Origin of the sequence: Streptomyces sp. NPDC053367 (assembly GCF_044545925.1) — a bacterium.
GTDB lineage: Bacteria > Actinomycetota > Actinomycetes > Streptomycetales > Streptomycetaceae > Streptomyces.
Map to the genome: position 1 here is coordinate 62,322 of NZ_JBITYN010000005.1, position 23,038 is coordinate 85,359.

The 23,038-nt window shown below is 70.0% G+C and carries 22 protein-coding genes; all 22 read right to left on the bottom strand.

Annotated elements, in window-relative coordinates:
- Positions 1-9: 9 nt before the first annotated feature.
- Positions 10-456 (bottom strand): DUF2550 domain-containing protein, encoded by a 447-nt coding sequence (locus tag ACIGXJ_RS15645; RefSeq protein ID WP_399644981.1) that lies wholly within the window; start codon positions 454-456, stop codon positions 10-12.
- 130 nt (positions 457-586) lie between these two features.
- The gene (locus ACIGXJ_RS15650; protein ID WP_399644983.1) at positions 587-958 is read right to left on the bottom strand and encodes a F0F1 ATP synthase subunit epsilon; all 372 of its coding nucleotides are present in this window, start codon (positions 956-958) and stop codon (positions 587-589) included.
- A gap of 116 nt (positions 959-1,074) precedes the next feature.
- Complete coding sequence (gene atpD / locus ACIGXJ_RS15655; RefSeq protein ID WP_399644985.1) at positions 1,075-2,511, bottom strand: F0F1 ATP synthase subunit beta; 1,437 nt, start codon at positions 2,509-2,511, stop codon at positions 1,075-1,077.
- Positions 2,511-3,428 (bottom strand): F0F1 ATP synthase subunit gamma, encoded by a 918-nt coding sequence (locus ACIGXJ_RS15660; protein WP_399644987.1) that lies wholly within the window; start codon positions 3,426-3,428, stop codon positions 2,511-2,513. The genes atpD and ACIGXJ_RS15660 overlap by 1 nt, the downstream gene beginning before the upstream one ends.
- Before the next feature lie 21 nt (positions 3,429-3,449).
- The gene (atpA, locus tag ACIGXJ_RS15665; protein WP_399644990.1) at positions 3,450-5,042 is read right to left on the bottom strand and encodes a F0F1 ATP synthase subunit alpha; all 1,593 of its coding nucleotides are present in this window, start codon (positions 5,040-5,042) and stop codon (positions 3,450-3,452) included.
- A gap of 122 nt (positions 5,043-5,164) precedes the next feature.
- Positions 5,165-5,980, bottom strand: a complete 816-nt coding sequence (locus ACIGXJ_RS15670) for a F0F1 ATP synthase subunit delta (RefSeq protein WP_399644992.1) — start codon at positions 5,978-5,980, stop codon at positions 5,165-5,167.
- Positions 5,977-6,525: a F0F1 ATP synthase subunit B gene (locus ACIGXJ_RS15675; RefSeq protein ID WP_399644994.1), complete on the bottom strand. Its 549-nt coding sequence runs from the start codon at positions 6,523-6,525 to the stop codon at positions 5,977-5,979. The genes ACIGXJ_RS15670 and ACIGXJ_RS15675 overlap by 4 nt, the downstream gene beginning before the upstream one ends.
- A 39-nt stretch (positions 6,526-6,564) precedes the next feature.
- The gene (atpE, locus tag ACIGXJ_RS15680; RefSeq protein WP_018521144.1) at positions 6,565-6,789 is read right to left on the bottom strand and encodes an ATP synthase F0 subunit C; all 225 of its coding nucleotides are present in this window, start codon (positions 6,787-6,789) and stop codon (positions 6,565-6,567) included.
- 74 nt (positions 6,790-6,863) lie between these two features.
- Positions 6,864-7,703, bottom strand: coding sequence for a F0F1 ATP synthase subunit A (gene atpB / locus ACIGXJ_RS15685; RefSeq protein ID WP_399644996.1), 840 nt, complete (start codon positions 7,701-7,703; stop codon positions 6,864-6,866).
- Positions 7,704-7,913: 210 nt separating this feature from the next.
- Positions 7,914-8,360, bottom strand: coding sequence for a hypothetical protein (locus ACIGXJ_RS15690; protein ID WP_399644998.1), 447 nt, complete (start codon positions 8,358-8,360; stop codon positions 7,914-7,916).
- A gap of 298 nt (positions 8,361-8,658) precedes the next feature.
- A complete protein-coding gene (locus ACIGXJ_RS15695; RefSeq protein WP_399645000.1) occupies positions 8,659-9,990 on the bottom strand; it encodes an MraY family glycosyltransferase in 1,332 nt (443 codons plus the stop codon).
- Between the two features lie 166 nt (positions 9,991-10,156).
- Positions 10,157-11,395: a serine hydroxymethyltransferase gene (gene glyA, locus ACIGXJ_RS15700; protein ID WP_399645002.1), complete on the bottom strand. Its 1,239-nt coding sequence runs from the start codon at positions 11,393-11,395 to the stop codon at positions 10,157-10,159.
- Positions 11,396-11,469: 74 nt separating this feature from the next.
- Complete coding sequence (locus ACIGXJ_RS15705; protein WP_399645004.1) at positions 11,470-12,138, bottom strand: protein-tyrosine-phosphatase; 669 nt, start codon at positions 12,136-12,138, stop codon at positions 11,470-11,472.
- Complete coding sequence (locus ACIGXJ_RS15710; RefSeq protein WP_399645006.1) at positions 12,135-12,782, bottom strand: L-threonylcarbamoyladenylate synthase; 648 nt, start codon at positions 12,780-12,782, stop codon at positions 12,135-12,137. The genes ACIGXJ_RS15705 and ACIGXJ_RS15710 overlap by 4 nt, the downstream gene beginning before the upstream one ends.
- 52 nt (positions 12,783-12,834) lie before the next feature.
- Positions 12,835-13,680: a peptide chain release factor N(5)-glutamine methyltransferase gene (gene prmC, locus ACIGXJ_RS15715; protein ID WP_399645008.1), complete on the bottom strand. Its 846-nt coding sequence runs from the start codon at positions 13,678-13,680 to the stop codon at positions 12,835-12,837.
- 38 nt (positions 13,681-13,718) lie between these two features.
- A complete protein-coding gene (gene prfA / locus ACIGXJ_RS15720) occupies positions 13,719-14,795 on the bottom strand; it encodes a peptide chain release factor 1 (RefSeq protein WP_399645010.1) in 1,077 nt (358 codons plus the stop codon).
- Between the two features lie 107 nt (positions 14,796-14,902).
- Positions 14,903-15,127: a 50S ribosomal protein L31 gene (gene rpmE, locus ACIGXJ_RS15725; RefSeq protein ID WP_019326867.1), complete on the bottom strand. Its 225-nt coding sequence runs from the start codon at positions 15,125-15,127 to the stop codon at positions 14,903-14,905.
- A gap of 177 nt (positions 15,128-15,304) precedes the next feature.
- A complete protein-coding gene (locus tag ACIGXJ_RS15730; protein WP_399645012.1) occupies positions 15,305-16,438 on the bottom strand; it encodes an LCP family protein in 1,134 nt (377 codons plus the stop codon).
- A gap of 205 nt (positions 16,439-16,643) precedes the next feature.
- The gene (locus ACIGXJ_RS15735; RefSeq protein WP_399645014.1) at positions 16,644-18,281 is read right to left on the bottom strand and encodes a trypsin-like serine protease; all 1,638 of its coding nucleotides are present in this window, start codon (positions 18,279-18,281) and stop codon (positions 16,644-16,646) included.
- A gap of 90 nt (positions 18,282-18,371) precedes the next feature.
- Positions 18,372-20,372 (bottom strand): transcription termination factor Rho, encoded by a 2,001-nt coding sequence (gene rho / locus ACIGXJ_RS15740; protein WP_399645016.1) that lies wholly within the window; start codon positions 20,370-20,372, stop codon positions 18,372-18,374.
- A gap of 401 nt (positions 20,373-20,773) precedes the next feature.
- Positions 20,774-21,700, bottom strand: a complete 927-nt coding sequence (gene thrB / locus ACIGXJ_RS15745) for a homoserine kinase (protein WP_399645018.1) — start codon at positions 21,698-21,700, stop codon at positions 20,774-20,776.
- 279 nt (positions 21,701-21,979) lie between these two features.
- A complete protein-coding gene (gene thrC, locus ACIGXJ_RS15750) occupies positions 21,980-23,038 on the bottom strand; it encodes a threonine synthase (protein WP_399645020.1) in 1,059 nt (352 codons plus the stop codon).

Sequence of the window (23,038 nt, forward strand, 5' to 3'; positions counted from 1 at the left end):
GATCAAGCACTAAGCGACATTGACGCGCTGACCGGGCGGGGCTGCCTCAAGCCACGCGAGGAAACCGGTCAGCGCGTCTTCGCTCATGGCGAGCTCCAGGCGCGTGCCCCGGTGCAGACAGGCCAGGATCACCGCGTCGGACAGCAGGGCCAGCTCCTCCTCGCCCTCCGGGACGCGGCGGCCGGCCACCTCGATCGAGGCGCGCTCCAGCACACGGCGCGGGCGAGGGGCGTAGGAGAAGACGCGGAACCATTCGACACGGTCGCCGTTGTAGCGGGCGATGCCGTACGCCCAGCCCTTGCCGCTGGTGTCACCGCCCTCGGGGACGTCCCAGCGCAGGGAGCAGTCGAAGGTGCCGCCGGAGCGCTGGATCAGCCTGCGGCGCAGACCGAAGACGAACAACCCCAGCACCACGAGCGCGACGACGATTCCGCACACAGTCAGAGCGAGGACCATCGACACCGACCTCCTCGTCTCCTAGGTAACGGAACGTAAAAAACACCCAGATCTGCCTCAGCCGCGGCCGGCACCGGAGACTTCCGGTGCCGGCCGCGGCTGAGTTACATCATCGCGTGCGAGCGCTGTGTCAGCGCGCCGCCGCCCGCAGACGGACGTCCGCACGCCGCTCGGCGGCGGCGTCGCCCTCCGCCTTCGCGCGCTCCAGCTCCCGCTCCGCGCGCTGGACGTCGATCTCGTCCGACAGCTCGGCGATCTCGGCCAGCAGCGACAGCTTGTTGTCCGCGAACGAGATGAAACCGCCGTGCACCGCGGCGATCACGGTCCCGCCGTCACTCGTACGAATGGTCACCGGGCCCGACTCCAGCACACCGAGCAGCGGCTGGTGACCGGGCATGACGCCGATGTCGCCGGACGTGGTGCGCGCGACGACCAGGGTGGCCTCGCCGGACCAGACCTCTCGGTCGGCCGCGACCAGCGCGACGTGCAGCTCAGCAGCCAAGGTGGCTCCTCGGGTCACCACCCGGCGGTTCTGCCGGGTGTTGGTTACAAGTCTAGTAGGCGTGAGAGAGGGGGCGGGACGTGCCCGCCCCCTCACGACTCAGGCAGCTGCCCGGGTCAGGAGACGCCCAGCTCCTTCGCGTTCTTCTTCAGGTCCTCGAGACCACCGCACATGAAGAACGCCTGCTCCGGGAAGTGGTCGTACTCGCCGTCGCAGATCGCGTTGAACGCGGCGATCGACTCGTCCAGCGGCACGTCCGAACCGTCCACGCCGGTGAACTGCTTGGCGACGTGGGTGTTCTGGGACAGGAAGCGCTCCACGCGACGGGCCCGGTGGACGACGAGCTTGTCCTCCTCGCCGAGCTCGTCGATACCGAGGATCGCGATGATGTCCTGCAGGTCCTTGTACTTCTGCAGGATGTTCTTCACGCGCATCGCCGCGTCGTAGTGCTCACGCGTGATGTAGCGCGGGTCGAGGATCCGGGACGTGGAGTCCAGCGGGTCCACGGCCGGGTAGATGCCCTTCTCCGAGATCGGACGGGACAGAACCGTCGTCGCGTCGAGGTGGGCGAAGGTGGTGGCCGGGGCCGGGTCGGTCAGGTCGTCCGCGGGGACGTAGATCGCCTGCATCGAGGTGATCGAGTGACCACGGGTCGAGGTGATGCGCTCCTGGAGGAGACCCATCTCGTCGGCCAGGTTCGGCTGGTAGCCCACCGCGGAGGGCATACGGCCGAGCAGGGTCGACACCTCGGAACCGGCCTGGGTGAAGCGGAAGATGTTGTCGATGAAGAACAGCACGTCCTGCTTCTGCACATCGCGGAAGTACTCCGCCATGGTCAGACCGGCCAGGGCCACGCGCAGACGGGTGCCCGGGGGCTCGTCCATCTGGCCGAAGACCAGCGCGGTCTTGTCGATGACGCCGGAGTCCGACATCTCCTCGATGAGGTCGTTGCCCTCACGGGTGCGCTCACCGACACCGGCGAACACCGACACACCGTCGTGGTTGTTGGCGACGCGGTAGATCATCTCCTGGATGAGCACCGTCTTGCCGACGCCGGCACCACCGAACAGACCGATCTTTCCACCCTTGACGTACGGGGTGAGAAGGTCGATGACCTTGACGCCGGTCTCGAACATCTCGGTCTTCGACTCGAGCTCGTCGAAGTTCGGGGCCTTGCGGTGGATGGACCAGCGCTCGCCCTCGTAGGACTCGTCGACGTTCAGCACCTCACCGAGGGTGTTGAACACCTTGCCCTTGGTGAAGTCGCCGACCGGGACGGTGATGCCGTTGCCGGTGTCGACGACCACGGCCTGGCGGACCAGACCGTCGGTCGGCTGCATGGAGATGGTGCGGACCAGGCCGTCACCCAGGTGCTGGGCGACCTCCAGGGTCAGCGTCTTCTTCTCGCCGGCGTTGGCCGGGTCGGCCACCTCGACGTGAAGGGCGTTGTAGATCTCCGGCATCGCGTCGACGGGGAACTCCACGTCGACGACCGGGCCGATGACCCGCGCGACGCGGCCCGTCGCCGTGGCCGTCTGAGCAGTGGTGGTCATTAGTTGTCACTCCCCGCGGTCGCGTCGGCCAGGGCGCTCGCGCCACCGACGATCTCGCTGATTTCCTGGGTGATTTCGGCCTGGCGGGCCGCGTTGGCAAGACGGGAGAGCGTGTTGATCAGCTCGCCCGCGTTGTCGGTGGCCGACTTCATCGCGCGCCGGGTGGCGGCGTGCTTGGAAGCGGCCGACTGCAGCAGCGCGTTGTAGATCCGGCTCTCGACGTACCGCGGCAGCAGGGCGTCGAGGACGTCCTCCGCCGAGGGCTCGAAGTCGTACAGCGGAAGGATCTCGCCCTTGGGGGCTGCTTCCTTCGCGACCTCTTCGAGGCTGAGCGGCAGCATCCGGCTGTCGATCGCCGTCTGCGTCATCATCGACACGAACTCGGTGTAGACGATGTGGAGCTCGTCCACGCCGCCGTCCGCCGTGTCCTTCTCGATGGCCTCGATCAGGGACGCGGCGACCTTCTTGGCGTCCGCGTACGTGGGCTCGTCGGTGAAGCCGGTCCACGACCCCGCGACCTTGCGCTCACGGAAGTTGTAGTGGGCCACACCGCGCCGGCCGACGATGTACGTGTCGACCTGCTTGCCCTCGCCCTCCAGGCGCGCGGTCAGCTGCTCCGCGGCCTTGATGGCGTTGGAGTTGAACGCACCGGCCAGACCGCGGTCGCTGGTCAGCAGCAGCACTGCGGACCGGGTGACCGTCTCGGCCTGGGTGGTGAGCGGGTGCTTGGTGTTCGACCCGGTACCGACCGCCGTGACCGCGCGGGTCAGTTCCTGCGCGTACGGCGTGGAGGCCGCCACCTTGCGCTGCGCCTTGACGACGCGCGAGGCGGCGATCATCTCCATCGCCTTGGTGATCTTCTTGGTCGCGGTGACGGATCGGATGCGACGCTTGTAGACCCGGAGCTGGGCTCCCATGAGTCAGGTCCCTTCCTTACGTCACTTGGCGGCAGCGGCCGGAGCGTCCTCGCCGAGCAGCTTGCCGTCGGAGGTCTCGAACTGCTTCTTGAACTCCGCGACGGCCGAGTCGATGGCGGCGATGGTGTCGTCCGACATCTTCGCGCCCTCCTTGATGGAGGTCATCAGACCCTTGTGCTGGTCCTTCAGGTACTGGAGCAGCTCGCGCTCGAAGCGGCGGATGTCGGCGACCGGGACGTCGTCCATACGGCCGTTGGTGCCGGCCCAGACGGAGACGACCTGGTACTCGGTGGCCATCGGCTGGTACTGGTCCTGCTTCAGCAGCTCGACCATGCGCTGACCGCGCTCCAGCTGCGCCTTCGACGCGGCGTCCAGGTCGGAACCGAAGGCGGCGAACGCCTCCAGCTCACGGAACTGGGCGAGGTCCACGCGCAGACGGCCGGACACCTGGCGCATCGCCTTGTGCTGGGCGGAGCCACCGACTCGGGAGACCGAGATACCGACGTTCAGGGCCGGGCGCTGACCGGCGTTGAACAGGTCGGACTCCAGGAAGCACTGGCCGTCGGTGATGGAGATGACGTTGGTCGGGATGAACGCCGACACGTCGTTGGCCTTGGTCTCGACGATCGGCAGACCGGTCATCGAGCCGGCGCCCATCTCGTCGGAGAGCTTGGCGCAGCGCTCCAGCAGACGGGAGTGCAGGTAGAAGACGTCGCCCGGGTAGGCCTCGCGGCCCGGCGGACGGCGCAGCAGCAGCGACACGGCGCGGTAGGCGTCGGCCTGCTTGGACAGGTCGTCGAAGATGATGAGGACGTGCTTGCCCTCGTACATCCACTGCTGACCGATGGCCGAGCCGGTGTAGGGCGCGAGGTACTTGAAGCCCGCCGGGTCGGACGCCGGGGCGGCGACGATGGTCGTGTACTCCAGGGCGCCGTTCTCCTCCAGCGCGCGGCGCACGCCGGCGATGGTGGAGCCCTTCTGCCCGATGGCGACGTAGATGCAGCGGACCTGCTTGCTCGGGTCGCCGGTGCGCCAGTTGTCGCGCTGGTTGATGATCGTGTCGACGGCCAGGGCGGTCTTGCCGGTCTGGCGGTCACCGATGATCAGCTGACGCTGACCACGGCCGATCGGGGTCATCGCGTCGACGGCCTTGTAGCCGGTCTCCATCGGCTCGTGCACCGACTTGCGCTGCATGACCGTGGGGGCCTGCAGCTCGAGGGCACGACGACCGCTGGTCTCGATCTCGCCGAGGCCGTCGATCGGGTTGCCGAGCGGGTCGACGACGCGGCCGAGGTACCCCTCGCCCACGGCGACCGACAGGACCTCACCGGTGCGGGTGACCGGCTGACCCTCCTCGATACCGCTGAACTCACCGAGCACGACGGCACCGATCTCGCGCTCTTCCAGGTTCAGCGCGAGACCGAGGGAGCCGTCCTCGAACTTCAGCAGCTCGTTCGCCATGGCCGAGGGCAGACCCTCGATCTTGGCGATACCGTCGCCGGCGACGGTGACCGTACCGACCTCCTCGCGCGAGGCCGCGTCCGGCTTGTACGCCTGGACGAAGTTCTCCAGCGCGTCCCGGATCTCCTCCGGCCGGATCGTGAGCTCCGCCATCTGGGTTCCCTGCTCTCCTTGTTGGGCCCGAAGTTTCACTTTGGGGGTCTGGGGGCGACCCCCAGGAATCCTCTGCACGGCCCAACATGGGCCGTAAGTACGTACTGCGTTTTCAGTTGCGGCTAGCTCGCCAGGCGGCGGCCGGCGTCCTCGATGCGGTCGGCGAGGGAGCCGTTGATGACCTCGTCACCGACCTGCACCCGGATCCCGCCGAGAACCGCGGGGTCCACGTCGAGGTTGAGGTGCATCTGACGCCCGTAGAGCTTCGCCAGTGCGGCGCCCAGGCGCTGCTTCTGGCCGTCGCTCAGCGGTACCGCCGAGGTGACGACGGCGACCATGCGGTCCCGGCGCTCGGCGGCGAGCTCGGACAGGGACTCCAGTCCCGACTCCAGGCTACGTCCCCGGGGCGCGGTCACAAGGCGCGTCACCAGACGCTCGGTGGTGGCCCTGGCACGGCCGCCGAGCAGGCTGCGCAGCAGCTCGCTCTTGGCCGCGGTGCTGGCCGCCCGGTCGGTCAGCGCGGCACGCAGCTCGGTGCTGCCGGAGACGATCCGGCCGAACCGGAACAGCTCGTCCTCGACGTCGTCCAGCGAGCCGTTCTTCTGCGCTGCGGTGAGGTCGGCGGTGTTCGCCAGCTCCTCGAGCGCGTCCACCAGGTCGCGGGACTGCGACCAGCGGGAGCGCACCATGCCGGCCAGCAGATCCGCGGTCTCGCCGCCGACCTGTCCGCCGAACAGGCGCTGGGCCAGCACGGCCTTGGCCTCTCCGGCCTGCGCCGGGTCGGTCAGGACCCGACGCAGCGACACCTCGCGGTCGAGCAGCGCGGTGACGGCGGCCAGCTCGTCGGCGAGCCGCGCCGCGTCCACGGACGTGGCGTCCGTCAGCGCGTCGAGACGCTCGCGTGCGGCTGCCAGGGCCTCGCGGCTCGCTCCGTTCATCGCGCGGCCTCGGCCTTCGCGTCGAGCTCGTCCAGGAACCGGTCGATGACACGGCTCTGGCGGGCGTGGTCCTCGAGGGACTCACCGACGAGCTTGCCGGCCAGGTCGGTGGCGAGCTTGCCGACGTCCTGGCGCAGCGCGGACGCGGCGGCCTTGCGGTCGGCCTCGATCTGGGCGTGACCGGCGGCGATGATCTCCTCGCGCTGGCGCTGGCCCTCCGCACGCATCTCAGCGATGAGCGCGGCACCCTGCTCCTGCGCCTCCTGGCGCAGACGCGCGGCCTCGTGCCGGGCCTCGGCGAGCTGGGCCTTGTACTGCTCGAGGACGCTCTGGGCCTCGGTCTGCGCGGCCTCGGCCTTCTCGATACCGCCCTCGATGGCCTCACGCCGCTCTTCCAGAACCTTGTTGATGGTCGGAAGAAGCTTCTTGGCGAGGAAACCGAAGACGATGACGAAGGCGATCAGGCCGATGACAACTTCCGGCCACGGCGGAATGAGGGGATTCTCCTTCTCACCCTCAGACGCCAGCAAAACCAGGGCGTTCACATCAGTGCCTTTCGTCGAAAACGGTCGTCAGCGCTCGTCTTAGTAGACGAAGGGCATGACCAGACCGATGAGGGCGAGCGCCTCACAGAAGGCGAAGCCGAGGATCTGGTTGGCGCGGATCAGACCGGCCGCCTCGGGCTGGCGGGCGAGGGCCTGGGTGCCGTTACCGAAGATGATGCCGACGCCGACGCCGGGGCCGATGGCAGCGAGACCGTAACCGACGGAGCCGAGGTCACCGGTGACAGCAGCGAGGGTCTGGGACATGCCAGTTCTTCCTTCTCTTTACGGACCGGTGGGGGTTGGCCACCGGACGGCTGGGGGTTCGAAAGCGGGGGTGCTCAGTGGTGCTCGGCGAGCGCGCCCTGGATGAAGGTGCAGGTCAGCAGGACGAACACGTACGCCTGGACCGCCTGGATGAAGAGCTCGAACGCGGTCATGACGATGACCATCACGAACGAGACCGCCGAGTAGGCGATACCGATGCCGTTCAGCATGTACCAGCTGGCGATGGTGAACAGCAGCAGCAGCGTGTGGCCGGCGAACATGTTCGCGAAGAGTCGGACCGCGTGCGTGAACGGGCGGACCAGGAGGTTCGAGAAGAACTCGATGGTCATGGCCAGCGGGAGCACCGGGCCGAGCGACTTGTCGTAGCCCGTGAAGTTCTTGAAGGCGCCGACGAAACCATGCCGCTTGAAGGTCAGGGAGACCCAGGTGACGTAGACGATCAGGGCCAGGATCGCGGGGTAGGCGATGATCGACGTCACCGGGAAGGCGGCCACGGGGATGATGGACCAGAGGTTCATCATCCAGATGAAGAAGAAGAGCGAGACGGCGAGCGGTACGTACTTCTCGCCTTCCTTCTTTCCGATCGTCTCGTAGACGATGCCGCGGCGTACGAAGTCGTAGCCGGCCTCGGCGACCATCTGGAGCTTGCCCGGGACGACCTTCGGCTTGGCGAAGGCGGCCCAGAAGAAGCCGATCACGATGATCGAGCCGAGCAGCGCGAGGAGCATCGGCTTGTTGAAGTAGAAGCCGTTGCCGTCTGCGTCGCCCCAGAGCGGCTCGAAGAGGAACGAGTGCAGGCCGGGAGCCGGGAAGCCACATCCGTCGAACAGGTGGCAATCGGTCTCGAAGGCGAGCACCTGCGTCGGGTCAGCACTCACCGCGGGCTCCTTCATCGTGGCGCATAGGTACGGCAACCTCGTTGTGTCGGCGCGGCGTGCGGCCGCGGTTCGGCACGGGACTGGTGTTACGGATGTGGGGGCGGCTGTGGGGCATCTCGCCTCGCGATCGAGCAGGCGTCAGCTCGGATGCCCGCGCCCGCGATGCCGCAGTTGGCACCGGACGATAGCAGGATCTCTCTGACGTCTTTATCCCGGCCCTACCCCTCACGACGAATGCCCCGAGTTTCCGGGCTTGTCGCCGGTCGAGGAGGTGGCCGAATCGGGTTCGACGTAGAGAATTTTGGACTTCATGTGCGCACGCGTCTGCGCGGCGATCCACGTGAGGGTGCCGGCGACGAGCGTGAGCGCGAAGACCTTCGGGTGGAACAACGTGGTGTTCTTGAACGCCGCGACGAAGACGAACAGCAGCAGGATCTGCGCCGCGTAGAGCATCAGGCCCATGGCCTGGAAGAGATGCGGAAGCGATTTGGCAGTGCGCTGCAGGACGTAGAGGCCGATCCCCATGAAGAGGATCACCACCAGCGTCGCGACGACCGCACCGATCACGCCGTCCCCGCCGGCCACGACACCGCCGACGACGGCCGCCACGGCGCCGACAACCGCTGTGGGGACAGCAGCTTGGGCCAGGATCCGGACGTCATTGGACGGCATGGCGGCAACTCCGCTTTCAAAGGGGGCAGGGTGTCGTCATGGACGAGCGTAGTCCCGGGGCGAGAGAGAACCTCACGTCCGATCGGACCGTCGCAGTGAGGTCCTTCGGCTCTATCCCGGGTTCTCGTGAACGGTATCACAAACTATTTGATGAGGTCTTTACCTGCCTGGTGTGCTCGCAGTCACACATGAGAGTGAAAGCGCGCGTCTGTGCAGAAACCGGGGCAGCTTGTGTGCTATTCGCCCGGTTCGCTCCCCCATGAATTGGCAATGCTCTAGTCAGATTCTTACCTTCGCGTCAGCGCGAGGTGCCCGCCTTGCTCCGGTCCGAGACATGCGTACGGGCGCTGAGTGCCGTCGCCCCGTTGACCGTGCGGGCGCCGACGGTGACCGGGGTGCGTGGTTCCTCCGTGGCCGGCTCCGGGGCCTGCGGCAGGGGGTCCCCGGCGGGTTCCGCGGCACCGCGGCGCCGGTAGCGGGGCGGCACGAGGTGCTGGGCCCAGACCGGTACGCGCGGCCGGAACCTCGGCAGCAGGAGCAGCACCAGGCCGATGGCGCTCAGGCCCACCACACCGAGGACGATCCACATGGACGCCGAGTTGACGGAGTAGGCGAGCGCGCCGAAGGCGATCAGCGCGGACCAGAAGTACATGATCAGCACGGCCCGGCTGTGGGAGTGGCCGATCTCCAGCAGGCGGTGGTGGAGGTGGCCGCGGTCGGCGGCGAACGGGGACTGGCCGCGCCAGGTGCGGCGGACGATCGCCAGGATCAGGTCGGCCGCGGGGATCGCGATGATGGTCAGCGGCAGCAGCAGCGGGATGTACACCGGCACCGTCTGGTGCACGGCCTCCTTCTCCGAGCCGGCGAACAGCTTCAGCGCGTCCGGGTCGACCTGGCCCGTGATGGAGATCGCCCCGGCCGCCAGTACCAGGCCGATCAGCATCGAGCCCGAGTCGCCCATGAAGATCCGCGCCGGGTGCATGTTGTGCGGCAGGAAGCCCAGGCACATGCCCATCAGGATCGCCGCGAACAGCGTCGCCGGGGCGGCGGCCTCGATGCCGTACGACACCCACACCCGGTAGGCGTAGAGGAAGAACGCGGCCGAGGCGATGCACACCATGCCCGCGGCCAGGCCGTCCAGGCCGTCGACGAAGTTCACGGCGTTGATGGTGATGACCACCAGCGCGACCGTGAGCAGGGTGCCCTGCCACTGGGTCAGCGCCACGTTGCCGAAGCCGGGGATGGGCAGCCACAGGATCGTCAGACCCTGCATGACCATCACGCCCGCGGCGATCATCTGGCCGCCCAGCTTGATCAGCGCGTCGATCTCGAACTTGTCGTCCAGGACACCGATCAGCCAGATCAGCGCGGCCCCGGACAGCAGCGCCCGCGGCTCGTTGGACGTCTCGAAGACCGCGCTGAGGTTCGCCAGGTGTGCGGCCACCAGCAGGCCCGCGCACAGCCCGAAGAACATGGCGATACCGCCGAGCCGCGGAGTCGGTTCCCGGTGCACGTCCCGGGCCCGGATCTCCGGCATCGCCCCGGCCACGATCGCGAACTTCCGTACCGGCCCTGTCAGCAGATACGTCACCGCGGCCGTGATGCAGAGCGTCAGCAGGTATTCACGCACGGGCTTCCCCACAGGTCTCGCTGGCCATCACAGCCCCACACCCTAGCGACGGTCGCATACGCGACGCATATGTGTGGGGACTTCCGGGTAGCGACGATGGTTGCACGTGTGGCTGTGCGGCGGTTCACACACCCTGGAACGGCACGCGGGAACCGCCTACCCAGGATCAGCCCGGATACGGCGGGAAGTCCGCCACCAGCCGCCGTACCTCCTCGCGGGCCGCGCGGCTGTCGAGCTCGTCGCGCAGGACAGCGACCAGCAGTGCGGCGATCCGGGCCATCTCCTGCTCCCCCATGCCCTGCGTGGTCACCGCGGCCGTGCCGAGCCGCACCCCGCGGGCGTCGCCGTGCGGCAGGGCGCAGCAGTCCAGCACCACGCCCGCCGCGGCGAGCCGGCCGCGCGCGTCCCGGCCGTCCACGCCCAGCGGCGCCGGGTCGGCGGTGATCAGGTGGGTGTCGGTGCCACCCGTGGTGACGACCAGACCCTCGTCAGCGAGCCGGGCGGCCAGCGCCTTCGCGTTGGCCACCACCTGATGGGCGTACGCGGCGAACTCCGGGGTGGACGCCTCGCCGAACGCGACGGCCTTCGCGGCGATGGTGTGCATCTGCGCGCCGCCCTGGGTGAACGGGAACACCGCCCGGTCCACCCGCTCGGCCAGCTCCTGCCCGCACAGCAGCATCCCGCCGCGCGGCCCGCGCAGCACCTTGTGGGTCGTCGCGCACACGATGTCCGCGTACGGCACCGGACTGGGCGCCGCTCCCCCGGCCACCAGGCCCATCGGATGGGCGGCGTCGGCGATCAGGTAGGCGCCCGCCTCGTCGGCGATGGCCCGGAACAGGGCGTAGTCGATGTGCCGGGGATAGGCGATCGAGCCGCACACGATCGCCTTCGGGCGGTGGGCGCGGGCCAGGGCGCGGACCTGCTCGTAGTCGATCAGACCGGTCTCGGCGTCGACGCCGTAGCCGACGAAGTCGAACCAGCGGCCGGAGAAGTTCGCGGGCGAGCCGTGGGTGAGGTGCCCGCCGTGCGGCAGCCCGAGGGCGAGGACGGTGTCACCGGGGCGCAGGAGGGCCGCGTAGGCGGCGAGGACGGCGGAGGAGCCGGAGTGCGACTGGACGTTGGCGTGCCCGGCGCCGAACAGCGCCCTGGCCCGGTCCACGGCGATCCGCTCGGCGACGTCGACGATCTCGCAGCCCCCGTGGTAGCGGGAGCCCGGATAGCCCTCGGCGTACTTGTTGGCCAGCGGTGAGCCCAGCGCGGCCAGCACGGCGGGCGAGGAGAAGTTCTCGGCGGCGATCAGCTGGAGCGTCGTGGACTGGCGCTGGAGCTCCCCGTACAGCACGTCGGCCAGTTCGGGGTCCTGGCGGCGCAGGACGTCGGCCTCTAGGGCGGGAGTGACCGTCATGGTGGGCTCCGGGCGTACGCGTCGGCGTTGACGTGACTCCAATGTAGGGCCGGGACGCGCGGTGCGCGCGGCCGCTACATCCGTGCGGGTACACCCGTCAGGGCCGTCACGACCGGGTCCAGCGCCTCGTGTATCTCCTCGCCGATCGAGCGGAAGAACGTCAGCGGCGCCCCGTACGGGTCGTGCACCTCGTCGGCCTCGGCGGTGGGCGCCAGAAGCCACCCGCGTAGAGCGGCCGCGGCACGGACCAGGGCACGGGCGCGGGTGACCACGCCGTCCTCCAGCGGAGGCAGCGTGGCCGGGTCTATCGCCTTCACCAGGCGGGTGAACTCCTTCAGCGTGAAGGTGCGCAGCCCCGCCGAGTGGCCCATGGAGATGACCTGGGCACGGTGGTCGCGGGTGGCCGTCAGCACGAGGTCCGCCATGATGACGTGCTCGTCGAGCAGCTCACGGCCGGTGAAGCCGGAGGCGTCCGCGCCGAAGTCGGCCAGCACCGTCTCGGCGTTGGCCTCCATCGGCGCGCCCTCGTGGCCCCAGGTGCCCGCGCTCTCCACTATCAGCGGGACGCCCAGCACGCCGAGCCGCTGGCTGACGAAATGGCGGGTCAGCCGCTCGGTGATCGGCGAGCGGCAGACGTTCCCGGTGCTGACGTGGAGGATGCGGAAGGAGTCCCGGGGGAAGCCGAAGGTGGTCGTCTCCTCCCCGATGCCGCCTATGCCACGCCCCGCGTCAGGGGCTGTCAATTGGCCACCTCGAGGTCGGGGACGACCTTGCGCAGCTCGTCCGGGGAGAGGGCTCCCTCACGCAGCAGGACGGGCACAGGACCGGTGACGTCGACGATGGAGGACGGCACGTTGCCCGGGGTGGGCCCGCCGTCGAGGTACACCGAGACGGAGTCGCCGAGCATCCCCTGGGCGGCGTCGCAGGTCTCCGGCGCCGGGTGGCCGGTCAGGTTCGCCGAGGACACGGCCATCGGGCCGACCTCGGTGAGCAGCTCGATCGCGACCGGGTGCAGCGGCATGCGCACCGCGACGGTGCCGCGGGTGTCGCCGAGGTCCCACTGGAGGGACGGCTGGTGCCTGGCGACGAGGGTGAGGGCACCCGGCCAGAACGCGTCGACCAGCTCCCAGGCCATCTCGGAGAAGTCCGTGACGAGGCCGTGCAGGGTGTTGGGCGAGCCGATGAGCACGGGCGTGGGCATGTTGCGGCCCCGGCCCTTCGCGGCGAGCAGGTCGGCGACGGCCTCCGCGGAGAACGCGTCGGCGCCGATGCCGTACACCGTGTCGGTGGGCAGGACCACCAGCTCACCACGGCGGACGGCGGACGCGGCCTCACGCAGACCGGTCACGCGGTCGGTCGCGTCGTTGGTGTCGTATCGCCGGGCCATGTCTAGCGGTCCTCCTCGGGCACGTAACTCAGGGGTGAAGTGTGGCGCGTGCTCACGGCAGCGCCTTGCGGGCGGTCGCGAAGCGGGGGCGGTTGTTGAGGTCCGGGTGGTCGGCGGCGTCCGCCCAGCCCCGCTCCTCGGCGAAGATCCACGGGACCTGGCCGCCCTGGGTGTCGGCGTGCTCGATCACGACGACACCGCCCGGGCGCAGCAGCCGGTGCGCGGTGCGCTCGATGCCGCGGATCAGGTCCAGGCCGTCCTCGCCGGAGAACAGCGCCATCTGCGGGTCGTAGTCGCGGGCCTCGGGGGCGACGTACTCCCACTCGGTGAGCGGGATGTACGGCGGGTTCGAGATCACCAGGTCGACCTGGCCGTCGAGGTCGGGGAAGGCGTCCAGCGCGTTGCCCTGGCGCAGGTCGACGCGCGAGCCCTCCATGTTCTTGCGGGTCCACACCAGCGCGTCCTCGCTCAGCTCCACGGCGTGCACCCGCGAGCGCGGGACCTCCTGGGCGAGGGCGAGCGCGATCGCGCCGGAGCCCGTGCACAGGTCGACGATGCACGGCTCGACGACGTCCATCGCGCGTACGGCGTCTATGGCCCAGCCGACCACGGACTCCGTCTCCGGCCGCGGCACGAACACGCCGGGTCCGACCTGGAGTTCCAGGTAGCGGAAGAAGGCCCGCCCGGTGATGTGCTGGAGCGGCTCACGCGCCTCGCGCCGGGCGACGACCTCCCAGTAGCGGGCGTCGAAGTCGGAGTCCTTCACGGAGTGGAGTTCGCCGCGCTTGACGCCGTGCACGAACGCGGCCAGCTCCTCCGCGTCGGTGCGCGGCGAGGGCACGCCGGCGTCGGCCAGCCGCTGAGTGGCCTGGGCCACCTCTGCGAGCAGCAGGTTCACGCTCGTCCTCCGTGGGTGGTACTCGTACGTCCCGGGCTTTACGCGGCTGCGAGCTTGGCGGCCGAGTCGGCGTCGACGCAGGCCTGGATCACCGCGTCGAGGTCGCCGTCCAGGACCTGGTCGAGGTTGTACGCCTTGAAACCGACACGGTGGTCCGAGATGCGGTTCTCCGGGAAGTTGTACGTACGGATCTTCTCGGAGCGGTCGACGGTACGGACCTGGCTGCGGCGGGCGTCGGCGGCCTCCCTCTCCGCCTCCTCCTGCGCCGCGGCGAGCAGCCTGGAGCGCAGGATACGCATCGCCTGCTCCTTGTTCTGCAGCTGGCTCTTCTCGTTCTGGCAGGAGGCGACGACTCCGGTCGGAATGTGCGTGATGCGCACGGCCGAGTCGGTGGTGTTGACGGACTGGCCGCCGGGGCCGGAGGACCGGTAGACGTCGATGCGCAGGTCGTTCGGGTTGATCTCGACGTCGACCTCCTCGGCCTCGGGCGTGACGAGCACACCGGCGGCGGAGGTGTGGATACGGCCCTGCGACTCGGTCGCCGGCACGCGCTGCACGCGGTGCACACCGCCCTCGTACTTCAGCCGCGCCCACACGCCCTGCCCGGGCTCGGTCGCGCCGTTGCCGCCCTTGGTCTTCACGGCGACCTGGACGTCCTTGTAGCCGCCCAGCTCGGACTCGGTGGCGTCGATGATCTCGGTCTTCCAGCCGACGCGCTCGGCGTAGCGCAGGTACATGCGCAGCAGGTCGCCCGCGAACAGGGCGGACTCGTCGCCGCCGGCACCGGCCTTGATCTCCAGAATGACGTCCTTGTCGTCACTCGGGTCGCGCGGGACCAGCAGGAGGCGCAGCTTCTCGGTGAGCTCCTCGCGCTGCGCGGTGAGGTCCTTGACCTCGGCGGCGAAGTCGGGGTCGTCGGCGGCGAACTCACGCGCGGTGTCGATGTCGTCGCCGAGCTGCTTCCAGGAGCGGTACGTCGAGACGATCGGAGTGAGCTCGGCGTAGCGCTTGTTCAGCTTGCGCGCGTTGGCCTGGTCGGCGTGGACCGAGGGGTCCGAAAGCTTCGTCTCCAGATCGGCGTGCTCGGTGACCAGTTCCTCGACGGCCTCGAACATCTTGGGCTCCTGTGGGGGTGTACGGGGTGAAGGGCGGGCGACCAAAAACGCCGGTCCCGGGCGCACCCCCGGGAGGGAGCGACCGTGGACCGGCGATATGGGGCTCGCTACTTCTTGGAGCCGGCGGCAGCCTTGCCGAAGCGGGCCTCGAAGCGGGCCACACGGCCACCGGTGTCGAGGATCTTCTGCTTGCCCGTGTAGAACGGGTGGCACTCGGAGCAGACCTCGGCGCGGATGGTGCCGCTCTCGATCGTGCTGCGGGTGGTGAACGACGCGCCACAGGTGCAGCTGACCTGCGTCTCGACGTACTCGGGGTGGATGTCGCGCTTCAAGGTGTCTCCTAGGTTTCGGGAGGGCGCCGGGTCGTCCGCCGCGGGGTGCGGGGACGTGAACCGGAGCCGACGTACCAGTCTGCCAGGACTGGGGCCATCTCCCAAAACCGGGGCCTGCTGTCATCTATTCCGTGCGGACCGTGGTCGCTTCTCGCGCCGACGCGGCGCGCCCCCGGGTCAGCTCACGACCGACTTCGCCTGGCCTGTGGCGGTACCTGTCGTCGCCGCCTTCGGGATCGGCCGGTCGTTCTTCAGGGCCGTCCAGACCATCTGCGCCTTGTCCTCGTCCAGCAGTACGCGGTTCATGTCCGCCGGGTCGTACTGGACCGGCATGGTGATCATGGTCATGTGGGAGGGGCTGATGCCCTTGAGGCCGTTGGCCCAGGACAGCAGGGAGTTGACCGAGCCGAGGTCGGAGTCGGTCGTGACGGTCTTGGTGGCCGTGTCGGCGAGGTCGTAGAGCTTCTTGGGGCTGGTGAACACGCCCACGTCCTTGAGCTGGGCGACCAGGGCCTTCATGAAGGCCTGCTGGAGCTGGATGCGGCCGAGGTCCGAGCCGTCGCCGACGCCGTGCCGGGTGCGGACCAGGCCGAGGGCCTGTTCGCCGGTCAGCTGGTGGGTGCCGGCCGCGAGGTTCAGATGGCTCTCGGCGTCCTTGATGTCCTTATGGGTCGTGACCTCGACGCCGCCCAGTTCGTCGACGAGCTCGCGGAAGCCGGCGAAGTCGACCTCGAGGTAGTGGTCCATGCGCAGATCGGTGATCGACTCGACGGTCCGCACGGCGCAGGCCGCGCCGCCCGTGGAATAGGCCGAGTTGAACATGACGCCGCTCGCCGCGTCATGGGTGACGCCGTCGGTGTCGGTGCACTCGGGGCGGTCGATGAGGGTGTCGCGCGGGATGGAGACGACACTGGCCTTCTTGTGGCCGCGGTACACGTGGACGATCATCGCCGTGTCGGAGCGGGCGCTGCCGTCGTCCGTGCCGCCGCCGAGCTCGCGGTTGCCGCCGGAGCGGGTGTCCGAGCCGAGCACCAGGATGTTCTCGGAGCCGTTGTCGGCCTTGGTGGGGCGGTCGGTGCCCAGCGCCTCGTTGATGTCGATGCTGTCGAGGTTGCCGTTGAGCTTGAAGTACACGTAGCCGGCCCCGGTGCCGCCGAGGACGACGACGCCCGCCGCGGTCCAGGCCGCGATCGTCAGGCCCGTGCGGCGTCTGCCGCCGGGCTTGCGGCGGCGGCCCCTGGCGCGGCCGCGCGGGGCGCTGGAACCGGGTGTGCCCGGTATGCCGGGTCCCGGCGTGCTGTCGGCAGACATGTGCTCCTCGGCTCTCGTCCGGTCGGTTACCCCCTGGGTCGGCGGACAGGCCAGGTCATTTCGACCCGCACCGCTCCATCGTCACTCCAAACGGCCGGACGGGGGAACCGGGGACAGGGTTGCACGGTGTTCTGTGGCCACCCTGTGGGCCGGTCCGTCACCCACTGTGACCGAGGTCGCCGAGCTGCCCGCGCTCACCAGCGGTTCAGCCGAGGAGGTCGTACTGGTCGAAGTCCGGGGCCGCCGGGACGCGTGTGGCGAAGATCTCCGGCGACGCCTTGCCGGTGCCCTTGTACAGCCAGAGCGTGCCGTCGTGGTCGCGGGCGAGCAGGTCGGCCCTGCTGTCGCCGTTGACGTCGCCGACCGCGTCGAGGAGGTCGTAGTCGGGCCAGGTGCGCACCTTCACGCGCGGGGCGAAGGCGTCCGGGCCCGCCGTGCCGGTTCCCGGGTGGAGGTAGAGGTGGTGGTCGCCCTCACTCCGGGTGATCAGGTCGGGCTTGCCGTCGTCGGTGAAGTCGCCGTGCCCCACGACGGCGTCGTACCGGCCCCAGCCGGGCCCGGTCTTCACGGGCGCGGTGAAGGTGCCGTCGCCGTCGCCGGGGTGGATCCACAGCACACCGGCGCCGTCGACGGACAGCAGGTCGGGCAGGTCGTCGCCGGTGACGTCACCGGGGGCGACGAGGTGGGTGCGCGAGGTCCAGTCGCCGGGGAGTTCCGTGGTCCGCCAGGCCTGCTCGGCGGGCACGTAGTGCGCCTCGAAGACCGCGCGGTCGTCGGCGCGGCGCCAGATGAGGTCCTGGAAGCCGTCGCGGTCCAGGTCCGTCTGCAGCAGCAGGTCCGCCGCTCGCCAGTCGCCGATCTCGTCGCGGTTGTCGAGGGTGCTGCCCTTGGACGACTTGACGAAGCCCATGCCGTCCTCGGAGAGGCGGACGAACACATCGGCCCGGTGGTCGCGGCTGAAGTTGGTGTCGTCGATGCGCGCCGTGACCGGGCCGAGGTAGTGCCGGACGTCGAGGAACCGGCCGTTCTCGGCGGCGACCCCGACGACACGGTCGCCGACGACGAGCGGGGCGCCCGGGTCGGGCCGGGCGGCACCGGTGCACACCATGTGGCCGGGGACGAAGCCCTGCTGCCGCGCGCAGTCGGCGTCCGGCCGGATCAACAGCGTGGCCGCGCGGCTGCGGGCCCAGCCGTAGGTCCTGGCCTCGGTGCCGGGCGCGTAGGAGGCGGTGTCCGTGGACGTCGTCAGACGGATCGGGGGGACCCGTACGGGGGCGTCCAGGGTGAGGACCGCGATGTCGTTGTCGGCGGTGTCCGGGTCGTACGCCGGGTCGTAGAACTGGCGCAGCGGCAGCGAGGCGGTGCCGCCGTGCAGGTCGGCGCCACCGCTGCCGGGGGTGGGGAGGTCGGCGGTGCCGGTGACGACGGCGCCGAACACGTACCAGTTGTAGCCCTTGACGCAGTGCGCGGCGGTGAGGACCTTCGTCGGCGCGACGACGGTGCCGGCGCAGGAGAAGCGCACGTCGTCGCCCGGGGCGGCGGTGCCGCGGTCGTCGTGGTACCAGAGCTGGGCCAGCCAGGGGGCGCTGCCGTCGGTGCCGTTCTCGGCGCCGGTGCTCGGGGAGGCGGAGTCGCCGAGCGCGCCCGCCACGCGCCGCTCCAGCTCGCCGGAGGCCACGGTGGTGTACCCGGGCGGCGTCAGCGTCGGCTCGGGCACGGCGGGCGCGGCCCCCGCGACGCGCGTGAACACCGCGGCGGCGACGGCGGCTGCGACCGCGGCCGCGGCGACGGGCAGGGCGATCCGCATGCGGCGCCTGCGACCCTCGGACGTGGACTTCTCCACTCCAGTCCCCTCAGGGGTGAAAGCTGTACAAGAAGAGGGCCGCCCCCGGTGAAAGGGGCGGCCCCTTCAGACCTTGCGGACGAACAACCGTCAGTCGCCGTTGCCCGGCGTCGGCGTCGTCTTCTGGATCTGCATCAGGAACTCGACGTTCGACTTCGTCTGCTTCATCTTGTCGAGGAGCAGCTCGATCGCCTGCTGCTGGTCGAGGGCGTGCAGCACCCGGCGCAGCTTCCAGACGACGGCGAGCTCCTCGTTGCCGAGCAGGATCTCTTCCTTGCGGGTGCCGGACGCGTCGACGTCCACCGCCGGGAAGATGCGCTTGTCGGCGAGCTTGCGGTCGAGCTTGAGCTCCATGTTGCCGGTGCCCTTGAACTCCTCGAAGATCACCTCGTCCATGCGGGACCCGGTGTCCACCAGGGCGGTGGCGAGGATGGTCAGCGAGCCGCCGTCCTCGATGTTGCGGGCCGCACCGAAGAAGCGCTTCGGCGGGTACAGGGCCGTGGAGTCGACACCACCGGACAGGATGCGGCCCGAGGCCGGGGCGGCCAGGTTGTAGGCGCGGCCCAGACGGGTGATCGAGTCCAGCAGGACGACCACGTCGTGACCCAGCTCGACGAGACGCTTGGCGCGCTCGATGGCGAGCTCGGCGACCGTGGTGTGGTCCTCGGCCGGACGGTCGAAGGTCGAGGAGATGACCTCGCCCTTGACCGACCGCTGCATGTCGGTGACCTCTTCCGGACGCTCGTCGACCAGGACGACCATCAGGTGGCACTCGGGGTTGTTGTGGGTGATCGCGTTGGCGATCGCCTGCATGATCATGGTCTTGCCGGTCTTCGGCGGGGCCACGATCAGACCGCGCTGGCCCTTGCCGATCGGCGACACGAGGTCGATGATGCGGGTGGTCAGCACGCCCGGGTCGGTCTCCAGGCGCAGGCGGTCCTGCGGGTACAGCGGGGTCAGCTTGTTGAACTCCGGGCGGCCGCGGCCGTGTTCGGGCGCCATGCCGTTGACGGAGTCCAGGCGGACCAGCGCGTTGAACTTCTCGCGCCGCTCGCCTTCCTTGGGCTGGCGGACCGCGCCGGTGATGTGGTCGCCCTTGCGCAGGCCGTTCTTGCGGACCTGGGCGAGGGAGACGTACACGTCGTTCGGGCCCGGGAGGTAGCCCGACGTACGGATGAAGGCGTAGTTGTCGAGGATGTCCAGGATGCCCGCGACGGGGATCAGGACGTCGTCCTCGGCGATCTGCGGCTCGGTGGCGCCCATCTCGTCGCGGCCGCGACGGCCACGGCGGTCGCGGTAGCGGCCGCGACGGCCACGCCGGCCGCCCTCGAAGTCGTCGTCGTCCTGCTGCTGGCGGTCCCGGTCGCGGTCCTGACGGCCGCCGCCCTGGGACTGGCCCTGCTGCTGGCCGCGCTGGCCGCCCTGCTGGTCGTCGCCCTTGCGGCGGTCACCACGGTCGCCGCGCTCACCACGGTCGCGGTCGCCCCGGTCGCGGTCCCGGCCGCGCTCACGGCGGTCGCGGCGGCGGCCCTCGCCGCCGTCCGCGTCGGACTTGGCGTCACCCTGCGGGGCGGGCGTCTCGGCCTTGGGCTCGCTCTTGGCCTCGACGGCGACCGTCTCGGGGCTGCCGGCCTCGGCGGTGGCACGGCGACGGCGGCGCTCGGTGGGCGCGTCGTCGGAGGCGGGCTGGCCCGGGATCTCGATCTGCTGCTGGGCCACGGCCTTCTCGGCGGGGGCCTCGGCCTTGGCGTCCGCCTTCTTCGCGGCGGTGTCGTCACCCGTACGAGCCTTGGAGGTGGCGCGGCGCTTGGGCTTGGTCTCGGTGGCGGCCTCGGCCTTCGCGGCCGGCGCACCCCCACCCGCCTGCGCCTCCTTGATGACCTCGATCAGCTGGCTCTTGCGCATCCGCGCGGTGCCCCTGATGCCGAGGCCGGAGGCGACCTGCTGCAGCTCGGCCAGCACCATGCCCTCGAGGCCGGTACCGCGGCGCCGCCGGGAGCCGGCACCGGTGGCAGGCGCGGAGGCGTCCGTGGCGGGCGCGGCAGCGGTCTCCTCGACACGTGCGCCCATCAGATCGGTGGTGTCGCTCACGAAGGGTCCTTCCCTGGAGCGGACGTCGGCCTGTCTGGCTCGGCGACCGGTTGTGCTGTCCGGCTTCGGTCCTTGCTGTGGACCGGCCGGGGCGGTAATCCGCCGGAGCGGCGGAAGAGATATCTGGTGATGGCGCTTCCTCGAGCCGTGGCACCCAGTGTCACGTGGCGTGGTCGCACCGATTCCGGAGCGTGCCCGGCGGACCGCTCAGTGTCCGCATACGGCGTACTGCCCGCGTATGACGTACGGAACACAGTGCGGCTTGGGGGGCTCCCGGAAGAATGTCTGTCCCGGACGGGGACACGAGGCACCTCGCCATGGTGGGGTCGGGTGCAGACTTGAGATTAACACTACCGGATCCAACAAACATTCCCCCTCTCCAAATCCGGCAACCGCGTGCCCTACTCCCCGGCCGATGCGAGCGGCAGGACGCTCGCTCCCCGCAGGTCCAGGGGCAGCCGGTTGGCGGCCCATTCCGGACCGGCCAGGGCCTCGACCTTGTCGGCGGTCCCGGCGTCGGCCAGGGCCATCACGGTGGGCCCGGCGCCGGAGATCACGGCGGGTACGCCGTCGGCGCGCAGCCGCTCCACCAGTGCGGCGCTCTCCGGCATGGCCGGGGCGCGGTACTCCTGGTGGAGCCGGTCCTCGGTGGCCGGCAGCAGCAGCTCGGGGCGCCGGGTGAGGGCCTCGACGAGCAGCGCGGCACGGCCCGCGTTGACGGCGGCGTCGACGTGCGGCACGGAGCGCGGGAGCAGGCCGCGGGCGGTCTCGGTCAGCACCGGCTTACCGGGCACGAAAACCACCGGAACGATGGAATCCTTGGGTTCGAGCCGGATCGCCCGGGCGGCGCCGGACTCCATCCAGGCGATGGTGAACCCGCCGAGCAGACAGGGCGCCACGTTGTCGGGATGGCCCTCGATCTCGGTGGCCAGCTCCAGCAGGCCCGCGTCGTCCAGCTTGGACTCGCCGCCTATGGTCACGGCCCGGGCGGCGACGATGCCGGCGCAGATGGCGGCGGAGGAGGAGCCGAGGCCGCGGCCGTGCGGGATGCGGTTGGCGCACACGATCTCCAGGCCGCGCGGCTGCCCGCCGAGCACGTCGAAGGCGGTGCGCATGGAGCGGACGAGGAGGTGCTTCTCGTCGCGGGGGAGCGTTTCGCTGCCCTCGCCCGCGATGTCGATGTGCAGCCCGGAGTCGGCCACCCGGACGACGACGTCGTCGTACAGCCCCAGCGCGAGGCCGAGGGCGTCGAAGCCCGGGCCGAGGTTGGCGCTGGTGGCGGGGACGCGCACCCTGACGGCGGCGGCGCGGAAGGCTGGACCGGCCATCGCTCGATGACTCTCCTTGAGCTGCGGTGACTGTCGGAAGTCGCTCGACAGACATTCGACGACGTGCGAGGAACCCCTCGGGCCGCGGCGGAGGCGCGGCGCCGCGCGCAACGCTCGGGCATATGCGGCAGGCGGGTTCGGTACAGCCTATCGAAGGAAGGTTCTGTGGCGACATAGGGCGCACAGGAGGCGCACGATGCGTGTCGCGAGCCCCCTGTGCATCCCTTACCGGGATTACCCGTTCCTGCCGGGATTACCCGTGCGGACCCCGGGGTCGGGTCAGGCCAGGCCGAGGCGCTCGGCCGCGGTGGCCGCGTCGACCGGGACGGTGACCGGCTGCGGGGCGCCGGCGACGGCCCAGTCGGGGTCCTTCAGACCGTTGCCGGTGACGGTGCAGACGATGCGCTGGCCCGGGTCGACCTTGCCCTGCTCGGCGGCCTTCAGCAGACCGGCGACCGACGCGGCGGAGGCGGGCTCGACGAAGACGCCCTCCTGCGCGGCCAACAGACGGTAGGCGCGCAGAATCTCACGGTCCGTCACCTCGTCGATGAGACCGCCCGATTCGTCACGCGCGGCCAGCGCGTACTGCCAGGACGCCGGGTTGCCGATGCGGATGGCGGTGGCGATGGTGGACGGGTCCTTGACGACCTCGCCGCGCACGATCGGGGCACTGCCGGAGGCCTGGAAGCCCCACATCCGGGGGGTCCTGGAGGCGACGCCGTCGGCGGCGTACTCGGTGTAGCCCTTCCAGTAGGCGGTGATGTTGCCCGCGTTGCCGACCGGCAGGACGTGGATGTCGGGCGCGTCGCCCAGCATGTCCACGATTTCGAACGCGGCCGTCTTCTGGCCCTCGATACGTACCGGGTTGACCGAATTGACCAGTGCCACCGGGTAGTTCTCGCTCAGACCGCGGGCGAGGGTGAGGCAGTCGTCGAAGTTGCCGTCCACCTGGAGGATCTTCGCGCCGTGCACGAGGGCCTGGCCCATCTTGCCGAGCGCGATCTTGCCCTGCGGGACGAGCACGGCGGAGACCATGCCCGCGCGCACCGCGTACGCGGCGGCGGAGGCGGACGTGTTGCCGGTGGAGGCGCAGATGACCGCCTTGGCGCCCTCCTCCTTGGCCCGGGTGATGGCCATCGTCATACCGCGGTCCTTGAAGGACCCCGTCGGGTTGGCACCCTCGACCTTGAGGTGGACCTCGCAGCCCGTGCGCTCGGAGAGCACCTGCGCGGGCACGAGCGGCGTACCGCCCTCGCGGAGGGTGACGACCGGCGTGGTGTCCGACACCGGCAGCCTGTCCCGGTACTCCTCGATGATTCCGCGCCACTGGTGGGTCAT

Bases quoted from the DNA above. Each gene is read 5' to 3' on its own strand.
- ACIGXJ_RS15645 (WP_399644981.1), bottom strand. From the start codon at position 456: ATGGTCCTCGCTCTGACTGTGTGCGGAATCGTCGTCGCGCTCGTGGTG.
- atpD (WP_399644985.1), bottom strand. From the start codon at position 2,511: ATGACCACCACTGCTCAGACGGCCACGGCGACGGGCCGCGTCGCGCGG.
- ACIGXJ_RS15660 (WP_399644987.1), bottom strand. From the start codon at position 3,428: ATGGGAGCCCAGCTCCGGGTCTACAAGCGTCGCATCCGATCCGTCACC.
- atpA (WP_399644990.1), bottom strand. From the start codon at position 5,042: ATGGCGGAGCTCACGATCCGGCCGGAGGAGATCCGGGACGCGCTGGAG.
- ACIGXJ_RS15670 (WP_399644992.1), bottom strand. From the start codon at position 5,980: ATGAACGGAGCGAGCCGCGAGGCCCTGGCAGCCGCACGCGAGCGTCTC.
- atpE (WP_018521144.1), bottom strand. From the start codon at position 6,789: ATGTCCCAGACCCTCGCTGCTGTCACCGGTGACCTCGGCTCCGTCGGT.
- atpB (WP_399644996.1), bottom strand. From the start codon at position 7,703: ATGAAGGAGCCCGCGGTGAGTGCTGACCCGACGCAGGTGCTCGCCTTC.
- ACIGXJ_RS15690 (WP_399644998.1), bottom strand. From the start codon at position 8,360: ATGCCGTCCAATGACGTCCGGATCCTGGCCCAAGCTGCTGTCCCCACA.
- glyA (WP_399645002.1), bottom strand. From the start codon at position 11,395: ATGACGGTCACTCCCGCCCTAGAGGCCGACGTCCTGCGCCGCCAGGAC.
- ACIGXJ_RS15710 (WP_399645006.1), bottom strand. From the start codon at position 12,782: ATGGCCCGGCGATACGACACCAACGACGCGACCGACCGCGTGACCGGT.
- prfA (WP_399645010.1), bottom strand. From the start codon at position 14,795: ATGTTCGAGGCCGTCGAGGAACTGGTCACCGAGCACGCCGATCTGGAG.
- ACIGXJ_RS15730 (WP_399645012.1), bottom strand. From the start codon at position 16,438: ATGTCTGCCGACAGCACGCCGGGACCCGGCATACCGGGCACACCCGGT.
- thrB (WP_399645018.1), bottom strand. From the start codon at position 21,700: ATGGCCGGTCCAGCCTTCCGCGCCGCCGCCGTCAGGGTGCGCGTCCCC.
- thrC (WP_399645020.1), bottom strand. From the start codon at position 23,038: ATGACCCACCAGTGGCGCGGAATCATCGAGGAGTACCGGGACAGGCTG.